The sequence below is a fragment of the Stenotrophomonas sp. BIGb0135 genome (assembly GCF_024810105.1).
In the GTDB taxonomy this organism is placed as follows: domain Bacteria; phylum Pseudomonadota; class Gammaproteobacteria; order Xanthomonadales; family Xanthomonadaceae; genus Stenotrophomonas; species Stenotrophomonas maltophilia_AB.
In genome coordinates this window covers 230,037-251,197 of sequence record NZ_JANUDX010000004.1, presented here as the reverse complement: position 1 = coordinate 251,197, position 21,161 = coordinate 230,037, and the positions used below count along the sequence as shown (strand labels likewise).

The 21,161-nt window shown below is 69.4% G+C and carries 16 protein-coding genes; 10 read left to right on the top strand and 6 right to left on the bottom strand.

What is annotated here, in order from left to right; genetic code table 11:
* Position 1: 1 nt before the first annotated feature.
* Positions 2 to 967, bottom strand: coding sequence for a LysR family transcriptional regulator (locus M2421_RS11670; RefSeq protein WP_259206803.1), 966 nt, complete (start codon positions 965 to 967; stop codon positions 2 to 4).
* Between the two features lie 107 nt (positions 968 to 1,074).
* Here M2421_RS11670 and aceB point away from each other — a divergent pair, with 107 nt between their 5' ends.
* From aceB to M2421_RS11650, 4 genes are all read left to right on the top strand, one after another.
* A complete protein-coding gene (gene aceB, locus M2421_RS11665) occupies positions 1,075 to 2,724 on the top strand; it encodes a malate synthase A (protein ID WP_259206802.1) in 1,650 nt (549 codons plus the stop codon).
* Positions 2,725 to 2,787: 63 nt separating this feature from the next.
* On the top strand, positions 2,788 to 4,080 hold the full coding sequence (gene aceA, locus M2421_RS11660) for an isocitrate lyase (RefSeq protein ID WP_259206801.1): 1,293 nt from the start codon (positions 2,788 to 2,790) through the stop codon (positions 4,078 to 4,080).
* A 261-nt stretch (positions 4,081 to 4,341) separates the two neighbouring features.
* The gene (locus tag M2421_RS11655) at positions 4,342 to 5,385 is read left to right on the top strand and encodes a GGDEF domain-containing protein (RefSeq protein WP_259206800.1); all 1,044 of its coding nucleotides are present in this window, start codon (positions 4,342 to 4,344) and stop codon (positions 5,383 to 5,385) included.
* Between the two features lie 16 nt (positions 5,386 to 5,401).
* Positions 5,402 to 7,912 carry a putative peptide modification system cyclase gene (locus M2421_RS11650; protein WP_259206799.1) on the top strand — a complete coding sequence of 837 codons (2,511 nt, stop codon included), beginning with the start codon at positions 5,402 to 5,404 and terminating at the stop codon, positions 7,910 to 7,912.
* 9 nt (positions 7,913 to 7,921) lie between these two features.
* Here the strand turns inward: M2421_RS11650 and M2421_RS11645 are convergent, their stop codons facing one another.
* A complete protein-coding gene (locus M2421_RS11645) occupies positions 7,922 to 8,227 on the bottom strand; it encodes an NHLP-related RiPP peptide (protein ID WP_259206798.1) in 306 nt (101 codons plus the stop codon).
* Between the two features lie 142 nt (positions 8,228 to 8,369).
* Between M2421_RS11645 and M2421_RS11640 the strand changes: the two genes are divergently transcribed.
* Positions 8,370 to 9,539 carry a putative peptide maturation dehydrogenase gene (locus M2421_RS11640; RefSeq protein ID WP_259206797.1) on the top strand — a complete coding sequence of 390 codons (1,170 nt, stop codon included), beginning with the start codon at positions 8,370 to 8,372 and terminating at the stop codon, positions 9,537 to 9,539.
* Between the two features lie 24 nt (positions 9,540 to 9,563).
* On the opposite strand, the gene M2421_RS11635 is transcribed toward M2421_RS11640, so the two are convergent.
* From M2421_RS11635 to M2421_RS11625, 3 genes are all read right to left on the bottom strand, one after another.
* Positions 9,564 to 11,552, bottom strand: a complete 1,989-nt coding sequence (locus M2421_RS11635; protein ID WP_259206796.1) for an acetyl/propionyl/methylcrotonyl-CoA carboxylase subunit alpha — start codon at positions 11,550 to 11,552, stop codon at positions 9,564 to 9,566.
* Between the two features lie 64 nt (positions 11,553 to 11,616).
* A complete protein-coding gene (locus M2421_RS11630) occupies positions 11,617 to 13,227 on the bottom strand; it encodes a carboxyl transferase domain-containing protein (protein ID WP_259206794.1) in 1,611 nt (536 codons plus the stop codon).
* Positions 13,228 to 13,236: 9 nt separating this feature from the next.
* Positions 13,237 to 14,400 (bottom strand): isovaleryl-CoA dehydrogenase, encoded by a 1,164-nt coding sequence (locus M2421_RS11625; RefSeq protein WP_259206792.1) that lies wholly within the window; start codon positions 14,398 to 14,400, stop codon positions 13,237 to 13,239.
* 140 nt (positions 14,401 to 14,540) lie between these two features.
* Here M2421_RS11625 and M2421_RS11620 point away from each other — a divergent pair, with 140 nt between their 5' ends.
* The 3 genes from M2421_RS11620 to M2421_RS11610 all read left to right on the top strand — a co-directional run bounded on the left by M2421_RS11620 (position 14,541) and on the right by M2421_RS11610 (position 18,237).
* A complete protein-coding gene (locus tag M2421_RS11620) occupies positions 14,541 to 15,146 on the top strand; it encodes a TetR/AcrR family transcriptional regulator (RefSeq protein ID WP_259206790.1) in 606 nt (201 codons plus the stop codon).
* A gap of 114 nt (positions 15,147 to 15,260) precedes the next feature.
* Positions 15,261 to 15,779 (top strand): c-type cytochrome, encoded by a 519-nt coding sequence (locus tag M2421_RS11615; protein WP_259206787.1) that lies wholly within the window; start codon positions 15,261 to 15,263, stop codon positions 15,777 to 15,779.
* A 985-nt stretch (positions 15,780 to 16,764) separates the two neighbouring features.
* Positions 16,765 to 18,237, top strand: a complete 1,473-nt coding sequence (locus M2421_RS11610; protein ID WP_259206785.1) for an ExeM/NucH family extracellular endonuclease — start codon at positions 16,765 to 16,767, stop codon at positions 18,235 to 18,237.
* Positions 18,238 to 18,436: 199 nt separating this feature from the next.
* Here M2421_RS11610 and M2421_RS11605 read toward each other — a convergent pair whose 3' ends face one another.
* Positions 18,437 to 19,309 (bottom strand): EamA family transporter, encoded by an 873-nt coding sequence (locus M2421_RS11605; RefSeq protein WP_259206784.1) that lies wholly within the window; start codon positions 19,307 to 19,309, stop codon positions 18,437 to 18,439.
* A gap of 54 nt (positions 19,310 to 19,363) precedes the next feature.
* Between M2421_RS11605 and M2421_RS11600 the strand changes: the two genes are divergently transcribed.
* A complete protein-coding gene (locus M2421_RS11600; protein WP_259206782.1) occupies positions 19,364 to 20,038 on the top strand; it encodes a CocE/NonD family hydrolase in 675 nt (224 codons plus the stop codon).
* Positions 20,035 to 21,135 carry a cell division protein ZapE gene (gene zapE, locus M2421_RS11595; protein WP_259206781.1) on the top strand — a complete coding sequence of 367 codons (1,101 nt, stop codon included), beginning with the start codon at positions 20,035 to 20,037 and terminating at the stop codon, positions 21,133 to 21,135. Before M2421_RS11600 ends, zapE begins: the two co-directional genes overlap by 4 nt.
* The last annotated feature ends 26 nt before the right edge of the window (positions 21,136 to 21,161 follow it).

Here is a 21,161-nt window from a genome sequence, read left to right as displayed (position 1 = left end):
GTCAGCGCTCGGAATGCCCGCTTTCATCATAGCTGCGCGGACTGAACAGGTCCGGCTGGATCAGCTCGATGAAGGCGCGCGCCTGCGGCGACAGGAACCGGCCGCGGCGCACGATCACCCCGTAGCTGCGCTCGGGGAACCACGCGCTCATCGAGCGCGTCACCAGCTTCTCGCGGTCGCCATCGTTGAGGCACAGCGCCGGCACGATCGAGATGCCCATGCCCATGGCCACGTACTGCTTGATCACCTCCCAGCCGCCCACTTCCAGCGCCACGGTGTAGGGCAAGCGGTGCCGCTGGAACACCTGGTCGACCAGCCGGTAGGTGATCTGGCGCTTGGGTGGCAGTACCAGCGGATGTTGCGAGATCGCCTCCAGGCTGAGCTCGCCGCGCGCCAGCGGATGCCCCGGCGGGGCGATCAGGACCTGCTCGAAGCGATAGGCGGGCGCGTAGCTGAGGTCGGCCGGTACGTCGGTCATCGAGCCCACGGCCAGGTCGGCCGCGTCGCTGCGCAGCAGGTCGGTGCCATCGGCGCTGATCGCGTTGTGCAGGGTCAGGCGCACGTCCGGGTGGCGCTGGCGGAAGCGCTCCACGATGCGCGGCAGCAGGTACAGGATGGTCGAGCTGTTGGCGGCGATGTTGAGCTCGCCGGCGTCCAGCCCCTTCACCTTGTCGCGGAAGCTGGCTTCCAGCCCGTCCAGGTTCTCCACCAGCGGCTGGGCCATCTCGAACAGCAGCTGGCCCTCGCGGCTGGGCACCAGCCGGCGCCCGCTGCGCTCGAACAGGCTCACCCCCAGCTCGCGTTCCAGCGCCTGCAACTGCTGGCTGATGGCCGGCTGGCTGACGAAAAGCGCCTCAGCTGCCCGTGAGACTGAGCCCAGGCGGACCGTCTGACAGAACGCCCGAAGCGGCTTTAGCCGGTCGGATTTGTAGGAAAACCGGGGGCTTGGCGGGCGCGGTGTGGGCATGGCGTTACGAGTATAAGCACACCTTATGGTGAGCATTGCGATAACTGTTTTGTCAAATACGGTACGGCAGCGCACGGTGGGGCCCTACCGCACTGCAGGAACCCGCCATGTCCGCCGTCGCCGCTTTCGCCACTGCCCAGCCCACCCCCGCCGATGCCCCGGCCACTCCCGGCATCGCCCTCACCACCCAGCTCGCCGGCCAGTCCGCGCTGCTGCCGGCGGGGGTATTGGCGCTGCTGGTGTCGCTGCACCGTGCGGTGGAGCCGGAGCGCCAGCGCCGGCTGCAGGCCCGGGTGGCGCGCCAGGCGTTCTTCGACGGCGGCGGCCTGCCGGACTTCCGCGCCGACACCGCCGAGATCCGGGACGGCGACTGGCGCGTGGCCCCGCTGCCGGACGCACTGCAGGATCGCCGCGTGGAGATCACCGGCCCGACCGACCCGAAGATGGTCATCAACGCGCTGAACTCCGGGGCCAAGGTGTTCATGGCCGACTTCGAGGATTCCACCGCCCCGGCCTGGCGCAACCTGCTGGCCGGCCAGCAGGCGCTGATCGGCGCGGTGCGTGGCGATCTGACCCACACCGGGCCATCCGTCGATGGGAAGCCGGGCAAGCAATACACCCTGCGCCCGTTCAACGAACAGGCGGTGCTGATCGTGCGCCCGCGCGGCTGGCACCTGGATGAAAAGCACGTGCGCATCGATGGCCAGCCGATCGCCGGCAGCCTGTTCGACGCGGCGGTGTTCGCCTTCCACAACGCGCGCACCCTGATGTGCAAGCAACGTGGCCCGTACTTCTACCTGCCCAAGCTGCAGAGCATGGAAGAGGCGGCGCTGTGGGAGACCGCGCTGTCGCACATCGAGGGCATGCTTGGCCTGCCGCATGGGCAGATCAAGGTCACGGTGCTGATCGAAACGCTGCCGGCGGTGTTCGAGATGGACGAGATCCTGCACGCGCTCCGCGACCGCATCGTCGGCCTGAACTGCGGGCGCTGGGATTACATTTTTTCCTACATCAAGACCTTCCGCCGCCACGCCGACAAGGTGCTGCCCGAGCGTGGCCAGGTGACCATGACCCAGCCGTTCCTGAAAGCCTATTCGGAACTGCTGATCCGCACCTGCCATCGCCGCGGTGCGCACGCGATGGGGGGCATGGCCGCGCAGATCCCGATCAACCACGATGCCGCCGCCAACGAGCAGGCGATGGCGCGGGTGCGCGCGGACAAGCTGCGCGAAGTGACCGCCGGCCATGACGGCACCTGGGTGGCGCATCCGGCGTTGATCCCGGTGGCGCAGGCGATCTTCGACGCGCACATGCCCGGGCCAAACCAGCACGGCGTGCTGCGCAACGACGTGCAGGTGGGCCGCGACGATCTGATCGCCGCGCCCACCGGCACCATCACCCGCGGCGGTTTCGAGGGCAATGTCGAGGTCTGCGTGCGCTACCTGGCCGCCTGGCTGGACGGCAACGGCTGCGTGCCCATCCACCACCTGATGGAGGACGCGGCCACCGCCGAGATCAGCCGCAGCCAGCTGTGGCAGTGGCTGCACACCCCTGGCCAGTACCTGGACGACGGCACCGCCATCGACCTGGCCCTGCTCGACGCCACCCTGGCGCAGTTGCCGGCGCGCCTGGGCGACCGCGCCGCGCTGCCCGGCGGCGGCCGCATCGACGAGGCCATCGCGCTGCTGGGCGAGCTGAGCCGCCGCGACGCACTCACCGACTTCCTGACCCTGCCCGCTTACGACCGCCTCGACTGACCTGTACCGCCCGCCTTCCGCACCGCTTCATCCATTCACCGTCTTCCCCCCTGGAGAAACGCCATGAGCACGCTGCCGACCGCCGAACAGATCCAGCACGAATGGAACACCGACCCGCGTTGGGCGGGCATCCAGCGCAACTACACTGCCGCCGACGTGGTGCGCCTGCGCGGCACGGTGCACGTCGAGCATTCGCTGGCCCGGCTGGGTGCGCAGAAGCTGTGGACCTACCTGCAGGAAAAGGACTTCGTCAACGCGCTCGGCGCGCTGACCGGCAACCAGGCCATGCAGCAGGTGAAGGCGGGCTTGAACGCCATCTACCTGTCCGGCTGGCAGGTGGCCGCCGACGCCAACCTGGCCGGCCAGATGTATCCGGACCAGTCGCTGTATCCGGCCGACTCGGTGCCGGCGGTGGTCAAGCGGATCAACAACACCCTGCTGCGTGCCGACCAGCTGCACCATGCCGAAGGCAAGGATGAGATCGACTTCCTGCAGCCGATCGTGGCCGATGCCGAGGCCGGTTTCGGGGGCGTGCTCAATGCCTTCGAGCTGATGAAGGCGATGATCGAGGCCGGCGCCGCCGGCGTGCACTTCGAGGACCAGCTGGCCTCGGTGAAGAAGTGCGGGCACATGGGCGGCAAGGTGCTGGTGCCCACCCGCGAGGCCATCGAGAAGCTCAACGCCGCGCGCCTGGCGGCCGATGTGATGGGCGTGCCGACCCTGCTGGTGGCGCGCACCGACGCCGAGGCCGCCGACCTGCTGACCAGCGACGTGGATGGCAACGACCAGCCGTTCACCACCGGCGAGCGCACCGTGGAAGGCTTCTACAAGACCCGCAACGGCCTGGACCAGGCGATCAGCCGCGGCCTGGCCTATGCGCCCTATGCCGACCTGATCTGGTGCGAGACCGGCAAGCCGGACCTGGAGTTCGCCCGCAAGTTCGCCGAGGCGATCCACGCCAGGTTCCCGGGCAAGCTGCTGGCCTACAACTGCTCGCCCAGCTTCAACTGGAAGAAGAACCTGGACGACGCCACCATCGCCAGCTTCCAGAAGGAAATCGCCAAATACGGGTACAAGTTCCAGTTCATCACCCTGGCCGGCTTCCACGCCCTGAACTACTCCATGTTCAACCTGGCCCACGGCTACGCGCGCCGCCAGATGAGCGCCTTCGTGGAGCTGCAGGAGGCCGAGTTCGCCGCGGCCGACCGGGGCTTCACCGCGGTCAAGCACCAGCGCGAGGTCGGCACCGGCTACTTCGACGCGGTCACCCAGGCCATCCAGCAGGGCCAGTCCTCGACCACGGCCCTGAGCGGGTCGACCGAGGAGGAGCAGTTCAACGCCGAACGCGCGGCCTGACCGACCCCCAAGGGCGGCCAGGGAAGGCCGGGGCGACGGGCGGTCGGGGGACCGCCCGTCGCTGCATGGGGCCGCTCGGCGGCCGGTCCGTCCCGTCGGCCGGGTGGCCGCTGGCGGACCCGGGCTGCGTATGAAAGGGGGATGTGCCGCGGCCGCCCGAAAATGGGGCGCCCGGGCGCTGAAATGGGATGAGGCGCACACTTTTTAGGGGTGCTATTCTCCTCGGCTCACCGGGGGAACGCTGGGAAGCGGGTGCACGGGATGACCGGCAAGGTTGCGGCGATTGTGTGCGAACAGGAACCAGGCATCGCCCAGACTGCGATGGCTGAGATCGTGCATGCCGTATTGAGCAGCAGCGAGTTCGCGCTGTTCGCCCAGTTCGGCCGGCAGCAGCACCTGGCCAAAGGTGACCAGCTGTTCCACCGCGGTCAAGCCGGCGACACGATGTACGTGGTCGTCAGCGGCGGCATCGAGCTGGATTTTGGCGAAGACCTGCTGGTCAAGTCGCTCGGCCCCAATGAATTCTTCGGCGAGCTCGGCCTGCTGATCGGCGACCACCCGCGCAGCGCGGAGGCGCGCGCGATCACCGACAGCGTCGTGCTGGAACTGGGCAACGCCGACTTCCAGCGCCTGGTGGACCACGATCCGGGGCTGATCGCCTATTTCCTGCGCCGCACGATCATGCGCGTGGTGAGCAACGAACAGGTCCTGATCCGCCAGCTGCGCCGGCGCAACCACGACCTGGAGACCGCGCTCGACAACCTGTACATCACCACCCACCAGCTCACCCACACCCGCGAGCTGGTGCGGACCGACGAGCTGACCGGCCTGCACAACCGGCGTGGCCTGGCCCTGTACCTGCAGGACTGCCGCACCCAGCCCGAAGGCCCGCCGCAGGGCCTGCTGCTGATCGACTGCGACCACTTCAAGAAGGTCAACGACGAGCACGGCCACCAGGCCGGCGACCGCGTGCTGCAGAGCATGGCCAACATCCTGCGCTCGGTCGCGACCGAGACCGACCTGGCCTGCCGGCTCGGCGGTGACGAGTTCTGCCTGCTGCTGCGCACGGCCACCGCCGACAGCCTGCAGCATGCCGCCGAATTCATCCTCAGCGCCGTGCACGGCCTGATGGACCGCGCCCACGGCGTGCCCCACGTCTGCCCGGTCAGCATCGGCGTGCGCCTGCTCGAGCCCCACACCGACTGGAGCGAATGGTACGCTCGCGCCGACAACGCGCTGTACCAGGCCAAGCGCCTGGGCGGCAACCGGCTGCACTGGTCGCGTGCCGCGACCGCCACACCCTGAGCGGGGGAAGATCGGCATGTACGGCGACATCGGAACGTCGACCCAGGCCCCACAGATGCGGGCGTTGTTGTTCACCGATCTGTGCGATTCGTTGATCCTGGTCGAACGCATCGGTGATACGGCTGCGGCCGAGCTGTTCCAGCAGCACGATCGACTGGTGTTGACGCTGCAGCAGCAATGGAACGGGCACCAGATCGACCGCTCCGATGGCCTGTTCCTGCTGTTCGAACGCGCGATCGACGCGCTGGGTTTCGCACTGGATTACCAGCGCGGGCTGAAGCGGCTGGGCGAGGAGCGCGGCATCGTGCTGCGCGCCCGCGCCGGCCTGCACGTGGGTGAAGTGCTGACCTGGGAGAACAGCCCCGAAGCGATCAGGGTGGGTGCCAAGTCGCTGGAGGTCGAGGGCCTGGCCAAGCCGATGGCCGCCCGGCTGATGGCCCTGGCCCGGCCGGGCCAGATCCTGATGTCGGCGGTGGCCGAATCGCTGACCCATCGCGCCAGCGGCGAGCTCGGGGACCGCGCCACGCGCCTGCTGTGGAAATCGCATGGCCGCTGGCGCTTCAAGGGCGTGCCCACCCGCCAGGAAGTGTTCGAGGTGGGCGAGATCGGCTTCGCCCCACTGCGCATGCCGAGCGGCAACGCCAAGGCCCGGCGCGATATCCCGCTGTGGCGGCAACCGGCGGCCCTGGTCGCCGAGCTGGCGGTGATGGCGATGCTGATGGCCGGCGGCTGGATGCTGTTGCGGCCGGCGCCGGCGATCGCCTTCGCCGAGCGCGACTGGGTGGTCATCGGCGACCTGCGCAACCTCACCGACAACCCCATCCTGGACGACACGCTGGACCAGGCCTTCCGGATCAGCCTGGAACAGTCTCGCCACGTCAACGTGGTCAGCCAGGACCGCATCGAACGCACCCTGCAGATGATGCGCAAGGGCGTGGGCGGTGGCGCGCTGGACCGCAGCAATGCCGCCGTGGTCGCGCTTCGCACTGGCGCCAACCTGGTGCTGATGCCGGCGGTGACCGATGTGGGCGGACGGGTGCGGTTCTCGGTGGAGGTGATGGACCCGCGCACCCAGCACACGCTGGCGGTGAGCACGTCCTTCGCCGACCGGGGCGCCGTGCTGGCGGCGGTGGACAAGGTCTCGCTGGAGCTGCGCGACGAGCTGGGCGAAGAGGCCGCCATGATCCAGCGCGATGCCATGCCGCTGCCGGAGGTCACCACCGCCAACATGGATGCACTGCGCGCCTTCGCGCTGGGCCAGAAGCGCTACCTCAAGGGCGACTACCGCGCCGCGCTGGGCTTCTACCAGCAGGCCACGGAGATCGACGGCGACTTCGCGCTGGCGTGGCTGGGGCAGGCGCGCTGCCATTTCGCGCAGGTCGACTTCGGCTCGGCGGCCGACGCGCTGCGGCGCGCCCAGGCACTCACCGCGCACCTGCCCACGCGCGAAGCGATGTACGTCAAGAACTGGACCCTGCAGGTGTTCGACCCGGACCGTGCCGGCGACGGCTGGCTGCGCATGTCCGAGTTGTATCCGGACTACGTGCCGGCCGCGAACAACGCGGCGATGAACCTGTACAACGAAAACCGCTTCCTCGACGCGCTGCCACTGGCCAAGCGCGTGGCCGAAAGCACCGTGGACCTGCACAGCATCGGCCTGGACCAGTACGGACGCATCCTGCTCGCGCTGGGCCGTTACGACGACGCCGACGCGGCCCTGGGCAAAGCGGTGTCGATCGGCTGGAACGGGGCGCTGATGCGGCAAGCCAGCGTGGCCGCCGCCCGCCGCGATTTCAGCCGCGCCGGCACATTGCTCGACGCGCTGGATGCGGCCAACTACCACGGCGACCTGGTCAAGACCACCGTCGCCCTGGACCGCGGCGACGTGGCCGGCGCGCTCCGGCATGCCGAGCGTGGCCTGGCCGGCAGTCGCGACAAGCCCGGTGCCGACCAGCTCAACTACCACGTGCCGCTGGCCGTGGCCTACATGCAGTCCGGCCAGCGCCAACGCGCGCTGGCGCTCACCCATGACGCGGTCACGCGTGCCTTCGCCGGCATCGACAGCGCGCCGAGCGTGGATGCGATCGATCGGGTGGTGTCGGCGCTGGCTGCCGGCATCGTGGCCAGGCGGCTGGGCGATGGCAGCCTGGCCAAGACACTGCCGGAGCGGATCGCCGCACTGAAGAACCTGCCCAAGAGCCGGGTGGTGGACGAGTTCAGCGCGGTGTTGCAGGCCGAGCAGCAGCGCGTCCAGGGCAAGCCGCGCGAAGCACTGCAGACGCTGGCGCCGTTCATCAGTCCCGAATCGCGCGTGCAGACGCGCGTGGCGGCCATGCATGCCGCGCGGGATGCCGGCATGGAGAAGATCGCGGCCCAGCATGCCGGCTGGCTGCAGCAGCGCGCTGGCATGGCCTACGCAGAAATCGAGTGCAGCTTCTGCCTGCAGGCGCTCAACATCCTGGATGTGCGCGCGGCCACCGGCCAGCGCCCCACGGGTGCGGGGCCGACGCGGGTGTCGGCCCCGTAACGCCTGCCCTCAGCGCAGCGTGCGCGGCGCGCCCTTGCCGTGCTCCAGCATCGGCACGTTGTAGCCGGTACCGGAGGTGAGCATGGCGAAGATTTCCTTCTGCGCCTTGGCGATGCTGTCCTTGTCGGCCAGCCTGATGTTGCTGCAGCACTGCTTGACGAAGTCGTGCAGGGCCGCATCGCTTTCCGGCACGTGGCCGGTATCCAGGATGGCCTGCGCGGTGTCGGTGACGAACCGCTCGCGGAAGGCATCGTCGGTGGACAGCAGCTCGACAAGGCGTTTGGCGGAGGCAGCTTCAAGCTTCAGGGTGGGCATGGCGGGGCTCTCTGTGGATGGACGCAATGAGCTGGTGTCGGCCCGGGCGCAGGGTTCTTGAGGGTCCGGGCGATAACGGGGTCAAGTTGTCGGCATCCGGAACGATATCCTTTCTTGTGCTCATAGACGCGGTGGAGGGGTTGTGCGCCTGAGGCGATGTGCAATGTTGCTGCTTGAGCCGCGGGAAACGGTGGCATTCCAGTTCGAAGCGCTGCTGGACGGCGGCGACGGCCGCGTGCGGTCGCTCGGCTGGGTGGCGCTGGCCCCGCACCTGGAGCAGCCCGTGGCGCTGTCCGCGCAGGCGCAGGCCTGGCTCGGCACGCTCAGCCCGAGCGCCTGGACCGAGCTGGCCGCCGACGCCGCCGAGATGCCGATGGCGCAGGCGCTGCTGGCGGCCGGCCTGTTGATCGCCGAGGACGGGGACGGCGTAGCGGCCGCGCGCGATGCGCGCCTGCGCGGGGTGCACTGGCATCCGCTGGCTGCCGTGATGCATGCGTTCTCGCGCTGGGACGGCGTGGATGCCGTGTACAACATGCAGGCCTCGGAAACCGAGACCGCCGAGCAGATGCGCCAGACCCTGGGCGAGCCGCCGCGCGAAGCACCGCAGCTGGCCGGCGCCGGCCCCCGCCTGGCGCTGCCGGACGTGGACGGCAACGCGTTCGACCAGCTGCTCGCGCGCCGCGTCACCTGCCGCAACTTCGATCCCGACCGGCCCTTGCCGCTGGCGGTGTTCGCCCAGCTGCTGCAACGCACCTTCGGCAGCCGCTGCCGTTTCCAGGTCGGGCAGGACCTGGTGTTCCTCAAGAAAAGCGTGCCCTCCGGCGGTGGCCTGCATCCGATCGAGGCCTACCTGGTGGTCCAGAACGTGGCCGGGCTCGCGCCGGGGCTGTACCACTATCGCGGCGACTCCCATGAGCTGGAGCGCGTGGCCAGCGAGGTCACGGTGGATCGCGCGTTCGTCATGGAGATGGTGGGCCAGCAGCACTGGTTCGCCGACGCCCACGTCCTGGTCGTGCTGGCCCCGCGGTTCGAGCGCACGTTCTGGAAGTACCGCCAGCATGCCAAGAGCTATCGCGTGGTGGCGATGGAGGCGGGGCACCTGTCGCAGACGCTCTACCTGGCCGCCACCGATGCCGGGCTGGGCGCGTTCATCACCGGTGCCATCAATGAAAAGCACATCGAGCGCGCGTTGCAGCTCGACACCATCGCCGAGGGGGTGCTGGCGGTCTGCGGCTTCGGCTGGCGCGCTGCGCAGATGACCACGACCGAGCTGGATCCCGCCGGGATGATCTGGCACCCGGCGGCGGTGTAACCGGCGTTGCGATGGGGGCGGGGCTCAGGCCCCGTCCGCCTCGAAGTCCACCAGCACGGCGCCATCGCCCACCTGGTCGCCGGCCTTGACCCGGTACCCCTGCACCACGCCATCGGCCGGGGCCTGCAGGGTGTGCTCCATCTTCATCGCTTCCAGCACCAGCAGCGGCGCGCCGCGCTTGACGGCGGTGCCCGGCGCCACCGAAGTGGCGACGATGCGGCCGGGCATCGGCGCGAGCAGGCTGCCGGCGTCGGCCACGCCCTGGTCCGCTTCGCTGACCGGATCGTGCAGCGTGAAACGTTGCGCGCCTTCGCTGCCGAACAGATACAGCGCATCGCCCTCACGCACCACGCGGGCGCGGTGCAGCGCATCGTCGCTCTGCATGCGCAGCGCATCGCCGTCGAGGCCGCCGTGGGCGACCACGCGGGCATCGCCGACGGTCACCGACCATGCCCCGTCCTGCTGCTGCACCGTCACCGGCTGCTGGGTGCCGCGGTGCTCCAGCGTCAGCGTGCGCGGTGCACGCGCGCCCAGCCGCCAGCCGTCCTGCTGCTGCCAGGGCGAGTGCGGGTCGCGTGCGTCGACGCGGGCTGCATCCTGGCTGCCGATGGCGGCCATGGCGGCCATCGCCCACAGGGCAGGATCGCTGTCGTCCGCGTTCGGCGCGAGCGCGGCCTGCTCGCGCTCGATCAGCGCGGTATCCAGGTTGGCGGTGGCGAACGACTCGGTCATCACCAGTCGGCGCAGGAACGCGGCATTGGTGGTCACGCCGACCACCTCGCACTCGGCCAGGGCCTGCTGCATGCGGCGCAGCGCGGCATCGCGGTCCACGTCCCAGACGATCAGCTTGGCGATCATCGGGTCGTAGAACGGGGTGATCGCATCGCCCTGCTCCACGCCGGCGTCCACGCGCACATGCGCGCTGCCCGACGGCAGGCGCAGGTGCTGCAGCGTGCCGGTGGACGGCAGGAAGCCGCGGTCGGCGTCTTCGGCGTACAGGCGCGCTTCCAGCGCATGGCCGCGGATCTGCAACTGGTCCTGCTGCAGCGGCAGCGGTTCACCGCTGGCCACGCGCAGCTGCCATTCGACCAGGTCGGTACCGGTGATGCACTCGGTGACCGGGTGTTCGACCTGCAGGCGGGTGTTCATTTCCATGAAGAAGAAATCGCCGTTCGGCGCGGCGATGAACTCCACCGTGCCCGCACCAACGTAATCGACCGCGCGCGCCGCATCCACGGCAGCCTTGCCCATCGCGGCGCGGCGCTCGGCGGTCATGCCTGGCGCCGGGGCTTCTTCCAGCACTTTCTGGTGGCGGCGCTGCACCGAGCAGTCGCGCTCGAACAGGTACACCACGTTGCCGTGGCTGTCGCCGAACACCTGGATCTCGATGTGGCGCGGGCGCTCGACGTACTTTTCCACCAGCACGTGGGCATTGGCGAAGGCCGACTGCGCTTCGCGCTGGCAACTGGCCAGCGCGTCGATGAACTCGGCACTGGCGTCCACGCGGCGCATGCCCTTGCCACCGCCACCGGCGCTGGCCTTGATCAGGACCGGGTAGCCGATCGCATCGGCCTGGGCGCGCAGGAACTCCGGCGCCTGCTCGTCGCCGTGGTAGCCGGGCGTGAGTGGCACGCCGGCCTGCTGCATCAGTGCCTTGGCCGCGCTCTTGTCGCCCATCGCGCGGATCGCCGCGGCGGAGGGGCCGATGAACACGATGCCGGCCTCGGCGCAGGCCTGGGCGAAGCCGGCGTTCTCGGACAGGAAGCCGTAGCCGGGGTGGATCGCCTGCGCGCCGGTGCGGCGGGCCGCGTCCAGGATGGCGTCGGCGCGCAGGTAGCTCTCGCGTGCCGGCGCCGGGCCGATCGCGATGGCCTCGTCGGCCAGGCGCACGTGGCGCGCGTTGCGGTCGGCGTCGGAATACACCGCCACGGTGGCGATGCCCAGGCGCTGGCAGGTGGCGATGACACGGCAGGCGATTTCGCCGCGGTTGGCAATCAGGATCTTGGTGAACATGGAGGTCTCGTGGCGCGGGCCAATGGCGGAGCAGGGGGCGGCACCTCGCGGTGCCGCGCGTGCCTTACATGCGGAACACACCGAACCCGGTTTTCTTCGCCGGCGCGTTGAGGCTGGCCGACAAGGCCAGGGCCAGCACGCGGCGCGTGTCGGCCGGGTCGATCACCCCGTCATCCCACAGGTGCGCGCTGGCGTAGTAGGGATGGCCCTGGGTTTCGAACTGGTCGCGGATCGGCGACTTGAAGCCGTCCTCTTCCTCGGCCGACCACTGCCCGCCCTTGGCCTCGATGCCGTCGCGCTTGACCGTGGCCAGCACGCTGGCGGCCTGTTCGCCGCCCATCACGCCGATCCGCGCGTTCGGCCACATCCACAGGAAGTTGGGCGAATAGGCGCGGCCGCACATGCCGTAGTTGCCGGCGCCGAAGGAGCCACCGATCACCACGGTGAACTTGGGCACCTTGGCGCAGGCCACGGCCATCACCAGCTTCGCGCCGTCCTTGGCGATGCCGCCGTGTTCGTACTTGCGGCCGACCATGAAGCCGGTGATGTTCTGCAGGAACACCAGCGGGATGCCGCGCTGGGTGCACAGTTCGATGAAGTGCGCGCCCTTGAGCGCGGACTCGGAGAACAGGATGCCGTTGTTGGCGATGATGCCCACCGGATAACCGTGCAGGTGGGCGAAGCCGGTGACCAGGGTGGCGCCATAGCGCGGCTTGAACTCGTCGAAACGCGAGTCGTCGACGATGCGCATGATCACTTCGCGTACGTCGTAGGGCTTGCGGGTGTCGGCGGGGATCACGCCGTACAGCTCACTGGCCGGGTAGCGCGGCTCGACTGGCGCCTGCACGGCCAGCGCGGGCTCGGGCTTGCGCCAGTTGAGCTGGGCGATGATCGCGCGGACCCGCGCCAGCGCCTGCAGGTCGTTGTCGGCCATGTGGTCGGCCACGCCGGAAATGCGCGTGTGCACGTCGGCACCACCGAGTTCTTCGGCGCTGACCACTTCACCGGTGGCCGCCTTCACCAGCGGCGGGCCGCCGAGGAAGATCGTGCCCTGCTCGCGCACGATCACCGTTTCATCGCTCATCGCCGGCACGTAGGCGCCGCCGGCGGTGCAGCTGCCCATCACGCAGGCGATCTGCGGGATGCCCTGCGCGGACAGGTTGGCCTGGTTGTAGAAGATCCGGCCGAAATGATCGCGGTCCGGGAAGACTTCGTCCTGCAGCGGCAGGAACGCGCCGCCCGAGTCGACCAGGTAGATGCACGGCAGGCGGTTCTGCTCGGCCACTTCCTGCGCACGCAGGTGCTTCTTCACCGTCATCGGGTAGTAGGTACCGCCCTTGACGGTGGCATCGTTGGCCACGATCACACATTCAACGCCGGAGACCCGGCCGATGCCGGCCACCACGCCGGCACTGGGAATGGGATCGCCATACATGCCGTGCGCGGCCAGCGGCGCGATTTCCAGGAAGGCGCTGCCCGGGTCGAGCAGGGCATCGATGCGGTCGCGCACCAGCAGCTTGCCGCGTGCGGTGTGCTTGGCGCGGGCCGCCTCGCTGCCACCCAGCGCGGTCTGCGCCAGGGTGCTGCGCAGGTCATCGACCACCGCCTGCAGCGCAGCGCGGTTGGCTTCGAAAAGATCGCTGCCCGGTTGCAGCTGGGTGCTCAATACGCTCATGGCCGTCCCTTACTTGGTGCGCTGGAACAGTTCGCGGCCGATCAGCATGCGGCGGATCTCCGAGGTACCCGCGCCGATCTCGTACAGCTTGGCATCGCGCCACAGACGCCCGGTGGGGTAGTCGTTGATGTAGCCGTTGCCGCCCAGCACCTGGATCGCCTGGCCGGTCAGCCAGGTGGCCTTCTCGGCCGAGTACAGGATCGCACCGGCGGCATCCTGGCGGGTGGTGCGGCCATGGTCGCAGGCGCGCGCCACCGCATACACATACGCGCGGCACGCGTTGAGGCCCACGTACATGTCGGCCAGCTTGGCCTGCATCAGCTGGAAGGTGCCGATGGCCTGGCCGAACTGCTTGCGCTCGTGCACGTAGGGCATCACCACGTCCATGGCCGCGGCCATCAGCCCCAGCGGGCCGCCGGACAGCACCACGCGTTCGAAGTCCAGCCCGGACATCAGCACGTTGACGCCACCGCCGACCGCGCCCAGCACGTTCTCTTCGGGCACCTCGCAGTCCTCGAACACCAGCTCGCAGGTGTTGGAACCGCGCATGCCCAGCTTGTCCAGCTTCTGCGCGGTGGAGAAGCCCTTCATGCCCTTCTCGACCAGGAACGCGGTGATGCCCTTGGCGCCCGCGTCCAGGTCGGTCTTGGCGTAGACCACCAGCACGTCCGCGTCGGGGCCGTTGGTGATCCACATCTTGTTGCCGTTGAGCACGTAGCGATCGCCGCGCTTGTCCGCCCGCAGCTTCATCGAGACCACGTCCGAACCGGCGCCGGGTTCGCTCATCGCCAGCGCGCCGACCTTCTCGCCGCTGCACAGGCCGGGCAGGAAGCGCTGCTTCTGGTCTTCGGTGCCGTTCTTGCGCAGCTGGTTCACGCACAGGTTGGAGTGCGCGCCGTAGGACAGGCCGATGCCGCCGGAGGCGCGCGAGATTTCTTCCATCGCCACCACGTGGGCCAGGTAGCCCATGCCGCTGCCGCCGTACGCTTCCTCCACGGTCAGGCCGAGCAGGCCCTGCTCGCCGAGCTTGCGCCACAGTGCATTCGGGAACAGGTTCTCCTCATCGGCCTGGGCGGCCAGCGGGGCGATCTGCGCGGAGGCAAAATGGGCCACGCTCTCGCGGAGCAGGTCGATTTCCTCGCCGAGGTGGAAGTTCATGGTGGGGACGTGCATGGGGCGGCTCCGCGACAGCTGGAAGGGACGCGCCGGTTGGGGTGGACGGTCAGGGCCGTCCCACGGGCGATTTGGCCCAGCGTAGCGGGGTTCGCAGAAGAAGTGAACACAAATTCAAAAATTGAACATAGAATCAACAAATGGCCTACAAACGCTCCGCACTGATGGAAGAACGCCTTGCCGGCGCCCGCGAACGGATCCTGCTGGCGACGCGCGCGCTGGTGGCCGCCGGCGGCTACCGCAATGCCCCGGTGACCGCCGTGGCGGCCGAGGCGGGGGTCTCCACCGGGCTGATCTACCGCCACTTCCCGTCCAAGGCCGAGTTGTTCGTGGAGGTGCTCACCGCCGCGGTGGAGCACGAGCTGCGCATCTTCGAGGCGATCGCCGCCGAGCCGCTGCCGGCGCCCGAGCGCCTGCGCCGGGCGATCACCGCCTTCGTCCGGCGCGCGCTGGCCGGCCCCGGCCTGGCCTACGCCTTCATCGCCGAGCCGGTCGACCCGGAAGTGGAAGCCGAGCGCATCCGCTGCCGCCGGCTGTTCGGCGAGGTGTTCCGGCGGATCGTCGCCGACGGCATCGAGGCCGGCACCTTCCCGCCGCAGGACACCCACGTGGCGGCGGCCTGCATCGTCGGTGCCTTCACCGAGGCGCTGGTCGGCCCGACCGCCCCCAGCCGCGACGCGCACGGCGACGAGGACCAGCTGGTGGAGTCGATCTGCGTTTTCTGCCTGCGGGCCGCCGGCGCCTGAGCGCCGGCCATGCTGCAATGCGATAGAACGCGGCGGCTTGCAGAGCCCCGCTGACGCTGGTCATACTCGGGCGACAAGCCGTGGTCCAACGACTACCAGCCAGGGGTATAGAGAGTGCGGAATTACGACCTCGAGTTCCTGAAACGCTTCTCCATGGTCATCGCGCTGCTGATGGCCATCACGCTCGGCCTGATCCTGTTCGCTGCCTACCTGCACACCAGCATTCCCCCGGAAGTCTCCCCGTTGGCCGCCAAGCGCACTGAACAGCGCATCGCCCCGGCGGGCGCGGTGTATGCCGGTGGCACCGGTGCCGCCGCCCAGGCGGCTGCCAAGGCCGCCGCGCTGGCCAAGGCCGCCTCGCAGGTGGCCTATGGCGGCACCACCGACGGCAAGGTCATCTTCGACAACCTCTGCACCGCCTGCCACACCAACGGCGTGGGCAATGCGCCGACCTTGGACCACGGCCATTGGGACGCGCGCATCGCCCAGGGCAAGGACACCCTCTACAAGCATGCCGTGGAGGGCTACACCGGGCCGGATGGCGGGATCATGCCGCCCAAGGGCGGCAACCCCGCGCTCACCGAGGCGCAGATCCACGCCACCGTCGACTGGATGCTCGCCAACCTGAAGTAGATCCACGCCATGCGTGGATGCTCTCCGTTCCGGCGTCATGAGCCCGGGCGGTCTTCTTCGGCCGGGGTTGAACGTCGGACGGTCTGGTTGCGCCGTGGTCGCCGGGCTTCGGCGGGCGTTGCCGCGCTGCGCGCGGTATCCACGCATGGCGTGGATCTACGGGGTTTTTTACGTCGTGGGTCATTGGCGGGGCCGTATTGACGTGGATCAATCGTAGATCCACGCCATGCGTGGATGCTCTCCGTTCCGGCGCCATGAACCCGGACGGTCTTCTTCGGCCGGGGGTGAACGTCGGACGGTCTGGTTGCGCCGTGGTCGCCGGGCGTCGGCGGGCGTTGCCGCGCTGCGCGCGGTATCCACGCATGGCGTGGATCTACGGGATTTTTTACGTCGCGGGTCATTGCTGGGGCGGTGTGCACACGGATCCGATCATGGATCCACGCCATGCGTGGATGCTCTCCGTTCCGGCGCCATGAACCCGGGCGGTCTTCTTCGGCCGGGGTTGAACGTCGGACGGGTTGATTGCGCCGTGGCCACGCGGCTTCGGCGGGCGTTGCCGCGCTGCGCGCGGTATCCACGCATGGCGTGGATCTACGGGATTTTTTACGTCGCGGGTCATTGGCGGGGCCGTATTGAAGAGGATCAATCGTAGATCCACGCCATGCGTGGATGCTCTCCGTTCCGGCGCCATGAACCCGGACGGTCTTCTTCGGCCTGGGGTGAACGTCGGACGGTCTGGTTGCGCCGCGGTCGCCGGGCGTCGGCGGGCATTGCCGCGCTGCGCGCGGTATCCACGCATGGCGTGGATCTACGGGGTTTTTTACGTCGCGGGTCATTGCTGGGGCGTGTCCGCGCGTGGCGTGGATCTCCGTGCCTACCGGCCGTTGCCTTGGCATTGCTACCATCTGCAGCGGTCGCTGGCCGCGCCATCGCCGGTCATCTTTCGCCTGCAGGCTTGCCGTACTATCCCGGAGTCGTCCCACCCATGCGTCGTATCCCCCTCGTGTTCGCCCTCGCGCTGGCGCTGTCCGGCGCGGTCCACGCCCAGGCGCCTGCGCCTGCGTCGGCGCAGCCGCAGCCGCAGCCGCAGCCGCGCACCGCTCCCCCGGCGACCACCGCCGGTACGGCCAGCATCACCCTGGCCGCGCCGCCCGCCGACTGGCGTACCCTGGACGGTCAGCACGTGCGTATCGCCGCGCCGCTGACCCTGGCCGGCACCGATGGGCTGGACCGCTTCGGCGAACTCACCGTGGCCTTCGACGGCCGCCTCTGGCAGCCCAGCGAAGTGGCCGCCCCGCGCAGCGCCGGGCATTCGCAGATCGCCGCCGACAACGCACATCGCCGCCTGCTGCTCGATGACGGCAGCGACGCGCGCGACCCCGGCCCGGTGGCCTACCTGCCCGCCGGCGCCACCCTGCGCACCGGCATGGTCCTGCGCAATGTCGAGGGCATCGTGCGGGTGGATGCCAAGGGCACCCCGCGCATGCAGGTGACCCGGCCCTTGGTGCTGCCCACGCTGGACCGCCCGGCCGTACCGGTCGTGCCCGGCAACCTGCACGTGGCGGCCTTCAACCTGGAAAACTTCTTCAACGGCGACGGCCAGGGCGGCGGCTTCCCGACCCTGCGCGGCGCCCGCACCCTGGCCGAACACCAGGCGCAGAAGGCCAAGCTGGTGACCACCATCAACGCCCTGGGCGCCGACGTGGCCGCGCTGATGGAGCTGGAGAACGACGGCTACGGCCCGCAGTCGGCGATCGCCCAGCTGGTCGACGCGCTCAACGCCGCCCGCGGGGCCGGCGCCGACTGGCGCTTCATCGATGCCGGCAAGGGCCCGGGCGAGAACCCGATCCGGGTGGGCATCCTCTACCGCGCCTCGCGGGTCACCCCGGTCGGCGCACCGGCCACCCTCGAGCAGGGCCCCTTCGGCCCGCACAGCCGCGTCCCCCTGGCCCAGGCCTTCCGCGCCGGCAAGGGCGCGCCGTTCGTGGTCGTGGCCAACCACTTCAAGTCCAAGGGATGTTCAGAGGCCACCGGCGCCGACGCCGACCAGAAGGACGACCAGGCCTGCTGGAACGCTACCCGCGTCGAATCGGCCAGGCTGCTGGACCAGTGGCTGCGCACCGACCCGACCGGCATCGGCAGCAGCGACGCGGTGCTGCTGGGCGACTTCAACGCCTATGCGATGGAAGACCCGATCCGCACCCTGCACGACGCCGGCTGGCGCGATGCCTTCGCCGTGGCCAAGGTCGAGCGCCCCTACAGCTATGTCTACAACGGCATGAGCGGCCGCCTCGACCACGCCCTGCTCAGCCCGGGCATGGCCGCGCGCCTGCGCGGTGCTGCCGAGTGGCACACCAATGCCGACGAAGCCGACGACCTGGGCTACCGCGACCGCAACGAACCGGGCCCGTGGCGCAGTTCCGACCACGACCCGCTGCTGCTGGGGTTCGACCGCTGACAGGCTGGCGAGCGGTGCGGCGTTGAATGGCCTGTGCGGTACGGCATGCCTGGGCGCGAAACCATCGTAGCGCCACGCCATGCGTGGCTGCTCTACCCCCGCCACAATCGCAGTCCGCCGAAGGCAGGATCAGGCCGGCCAGTGCAGGAGCCGCCCTGATCCTGCCCTGCTGGAGAAGAAGGCGCGGCATCCCAACCGCTCAGCCCGCCGTCCCCCACGCAATCAACCCGATCGCCACCACCGCCAGCCCCAGGCCCACCCGGTTCCACACGCTAGTGCGCTCGCCGAAGGCGAACACGCCCACCAGCGCGCCGAGCACCACCACGCCGATGTTCATGCCGGCAAACACCACCGCCGGGCTCTCCGGCAGGTGCTGGTGCGCCCGCACGTAGAAGAGGATGTTGCCGAAGTTGAGCAGGCCCAGCAGCGCGCCGGCACCCAGGTTGCGCCAGTGCAGGCGCGCGGTGCCGCTGGCGTGCCGCCATAGCTGCACGCCCAGCATCAGCACGAATGCCAGCGCGAAGCTCGCCGTCAGCGCCGCCATCGACGGCGTGCCCGACAGCGCCACCTGCTTGAGCATGATGTCCACCGCCGCATAGCCCACCCACACGCCCAGCAGCCAGGGCCACGCGCGCTGCCCATCGGGCGCCGCCGCCGCCGCGCCGCGTGGGCGTACGGTGATGCCCACGATCGCCAGCAGGCCCAGCCCCAGCCCGGCCAGCTTCCAGCCGTTGGCGGTTTCGCCGAACACCAGGAACGCGGCCAGCAGCGAGAGCAGCAGCGACAGGCGCTGGGCCACGTCGCTGCGCACGATGCCGGCACGGGTCACCGCCTGCGCCATCACCAGGAAGATCGCCGGCAGTGTCACCGCCAGGCCCAGCAGGGCCAGCCAAGGCGCATGCGGGGCGTGCAGCGAGGCCAGCGACGGGCGCAGCAGCACCAGGCTGAGCACGCTGGCCAGCAGGTAGTTCCAGGTCACCACCTGGGCCATGTCCAGGCGCTGGCGCGGTGCCAGCTTCAGCAGCACCGACACCAGCACACTGCAGCACACGCTGAAAACCAGATAGAGCATGACGGACCAGGCAAGCGCGGCGGTGCAGCCCGCAGGGAGCGGTATTATGACGCCATGCACAATCCTCCCTTTCCCCAAGAAAGCGCTGCGCTGACGCTGGACGGCCCGGTCGGGCCGCTGGACGTGGCGGTCGACCAGCCCACGGGCGACGCGCCGGTCCAGCCCATCGTCGCGGTGATCTGCCACCCCCTGTCCACCGAGGGCGGCACCATGCACAACAAGGTGGTGACCATGGTCGCCACCAGCCTGCGCGCGCTGGGCATCACCACGGTGCGCTTCAACTTCCGCAGCGTGGGCACCTCGGCCGGCAGCTTCGACCACGGCAATGGCGAACAGCACGACCTGGCCGCCGTGGTGGCCTGGGTCCGTGCCCAGCGCCCGGGCCAGCAGCTGTGGCTGGCCGGTTTCAGTTTTGGTGCCTTCGTCTCGCTCAAGGCGGCGGCCGCCCTGCAGCCGGATGCGCAGATCTCGATCGCCCCGCCGGCCGGGCGCTGGGACTTCGACGGCATCCAGCCGCCGGCCCAGTGGCTGGTCGTCCAGGGCGAAGAAGACGAAATCGTCGACCCGCAGGCGGTCTACCACTGGCTCGACGGCCTGGACGCGCCGCACGCGCTGGTGCGCATGCCCGACACCAGCCATTTCTTCCACCGCAAGCTGATCGACCTGCGCGGCGCGCTCACCCACGGCGTCAAGCACTGGCTGCCCGGCGCGGACACCGGCACGGCATGAGCGATTCGGTGATGACCCCGTCGCAGCGCTACGCCGATGGCGTGGCCCGGGGCGAATGGCAGAACGACCCGGCCCAGCACGCCGCCCTGGCCGAGCTGGACCGGATCCACCTGGCGCTGGTCGACAGTGCCCAGGAGGGCTGGCTGGACCGCCTGTCGGCATTCTGGAAGAAGCCCGATCCGGTCAAGGGCCTGTATTTCTGGGGTGGGGTGGGGCGCGGCAAGACCTTCCTGGTCGACCTGTTCTTCGACGGCCTGCCGATCGAGCAGAAGTACCGCACCCATTTCCACCGGTTCATGCGCGGCATCCACGAGCGCCTGCGCGAGCACCAGGGCCAGAGCGACCCGCTGGCGAAGATCGCCCAGGAGTGGCGCAGCAAACTGCGCGTGCTGGTGCTGGACGAGTTCTTCGTCACCGACATCGGCGATGCCATGTTGCTGGCGCGCCTGCTCGAGCGGCTGTTCGCCGAGGGCGTCACCCTGGTGACCACCTCCAACACCGCCGTGGAGAACCTGTACCTCAACGGCCTGCAGCGCGACAGCTTCCTGCCGGCCATCGGCCTGCTGCAGACCTACTGCGTGGAGCTGTACGCCGAAGGCACCGAGGACTACCGGATGCGCGCGCTGACCCGCTCGCCGGTCTACCAGGCCCCACGCGATGCGGGCAGCGATGCCTGGCTGGGCACGCGCTGGGCCGAGTTGAGCGGTGGCCAGCCGGCCAAGGCGGGCAACATCGAGATCGAGGGCCGCAAGATTCCGGTGCGGGCGCGCGGCAAGAGCATCGCCTGGTTCGACTTCAAGGCGCTGTGCGAGGGCCCGCGCGGCCCGTCGGACTACATCGAGATCGCGCACGAGTTCAACACCGTGCTGCTCGGCGACATCCCGCACTTCGACAGGCTCAACGAAGATGCCGCGCGCCGCTTCGTCAACCTGATCGACGAGCTCTACGACCGCCACGTCAACCTGGTCTGCACCGCCACCGATGCGCCGGTGACGCTGTACTCGGGCACCCGCCTGCAGGGGGCGTTCGAACGCACCGCCTCGCGCCTGATCGAGATGCAGAGCGCCGAGTACCTGGGCACGCCGCACCGGGCGTAGATCCACGCCCGGACAGGCCGTGCACT

What these genes read in the sequence shown, in the direction of transcription:
- M2421_RS11610 (WP_259206785.1), top strand. Translation starts at nt 16,765, where the DNA reads ATGCGTCGTATCCCCCTCGTGTTCGCCCTCGCGCTGGCGCTGTCCGGC.
- M2421_RS11630 (WP_259206794.1), bottom strand. Translation starts at nt 13,227, where the DNA reads ATGAGCGTATTGAGCACCCAGCTGCAACCGGGCAGCGATCTTTTCGAA.
- M2421_RS11635 (WP_259206796.1), bottom strand. Translation starts at nt 11,552, where the DNA reads ATGTTCACCAAGATCCTGATTGCCAACCGCGGCGAAATCGCCTGCCGT.
- M2421_RS11605 (WP_259206784.1), bottom strand. Translation starts at nt 19,309, where the DNA reads ATGCTCTATCTGGTTTTCAGCGTGTGCTGCAGTGTGCTGGTGTCGGTG.
- M2421_RS11620 (WP_259206790.1), top strand. Translation starts at nt 14,541, where the DNA reads ATGGCCTACAAACGCTCCGCACTGATGGAAGAACGCCTTGCCGGCGCC.
- M2421_RS11670 (WP_259206803.1), bottom strand. Translation starts at nt 967, where the DNA reads ATGCCCACACCGCGCCCGCCAAGCCCCCGGTTTTCCTACAAATCCGAC.
- M2421_RS11650 (WP_259206799.1), top strand. Translation starts at nt 5,402, where the DNA reads ATGTACGGCGACATCGGAACGTCGACCCAGGCCCCACAGATGCGGGCG.
- aceB (WP_259206802.1), top strand. Translation starts at nt 1,075, where the DNA reads ATGTCCGCCGTCGCCGCTTTCGCCACTGCCCAGCCCACCCCCGCCGAT.
- M2421_RS11655 (WP_259206800.1), top strand. Translation starts at nt 4,342, where the DNA reads ATGACCGGCAAGGTTGCGGCGATTGTGTGCGAACAGGAACCAGGCATC.
- aceA (WP_259206801.1), top strand. Translation starts at nt 2,788, where the DNA reads ATGAGCACGCTGCCGACCGCCGAACAGATCCAGCACGAATGGAACACC.
- M2421_RS11600 (WP_259206782.1), top strand. Translation starts at nt 19,364, where the DNA reads ATGCACAATCCTCCCTTTCCCCAAGAAAGCGCTGCGCTGACGCTGGAC.
- zapE (WP_259206781.1), top strand. Translation starts at nt 20,035, where the DNA reads ATGAGCGATTCGGTGATGACCCCGTCGCAGCGCTACGCCGATGGCGTG.
- M2421_RS11645 (WP_259206798.1), bottom strand. Translation starts at nt 8,227, where the DNA reads ATGCCCACCCTGAAGCTTGAAGCTGCCTCCGCCAAACGCCTTGTCGAG.
- M2421_RS11625 (WP_259206792.1), bottom strand. Translation starts at nt 14,400, where the DNA reads ATGCACGTCCCCACCATGAACTTCCACCTCGGCGAGGAAATCGACCTG.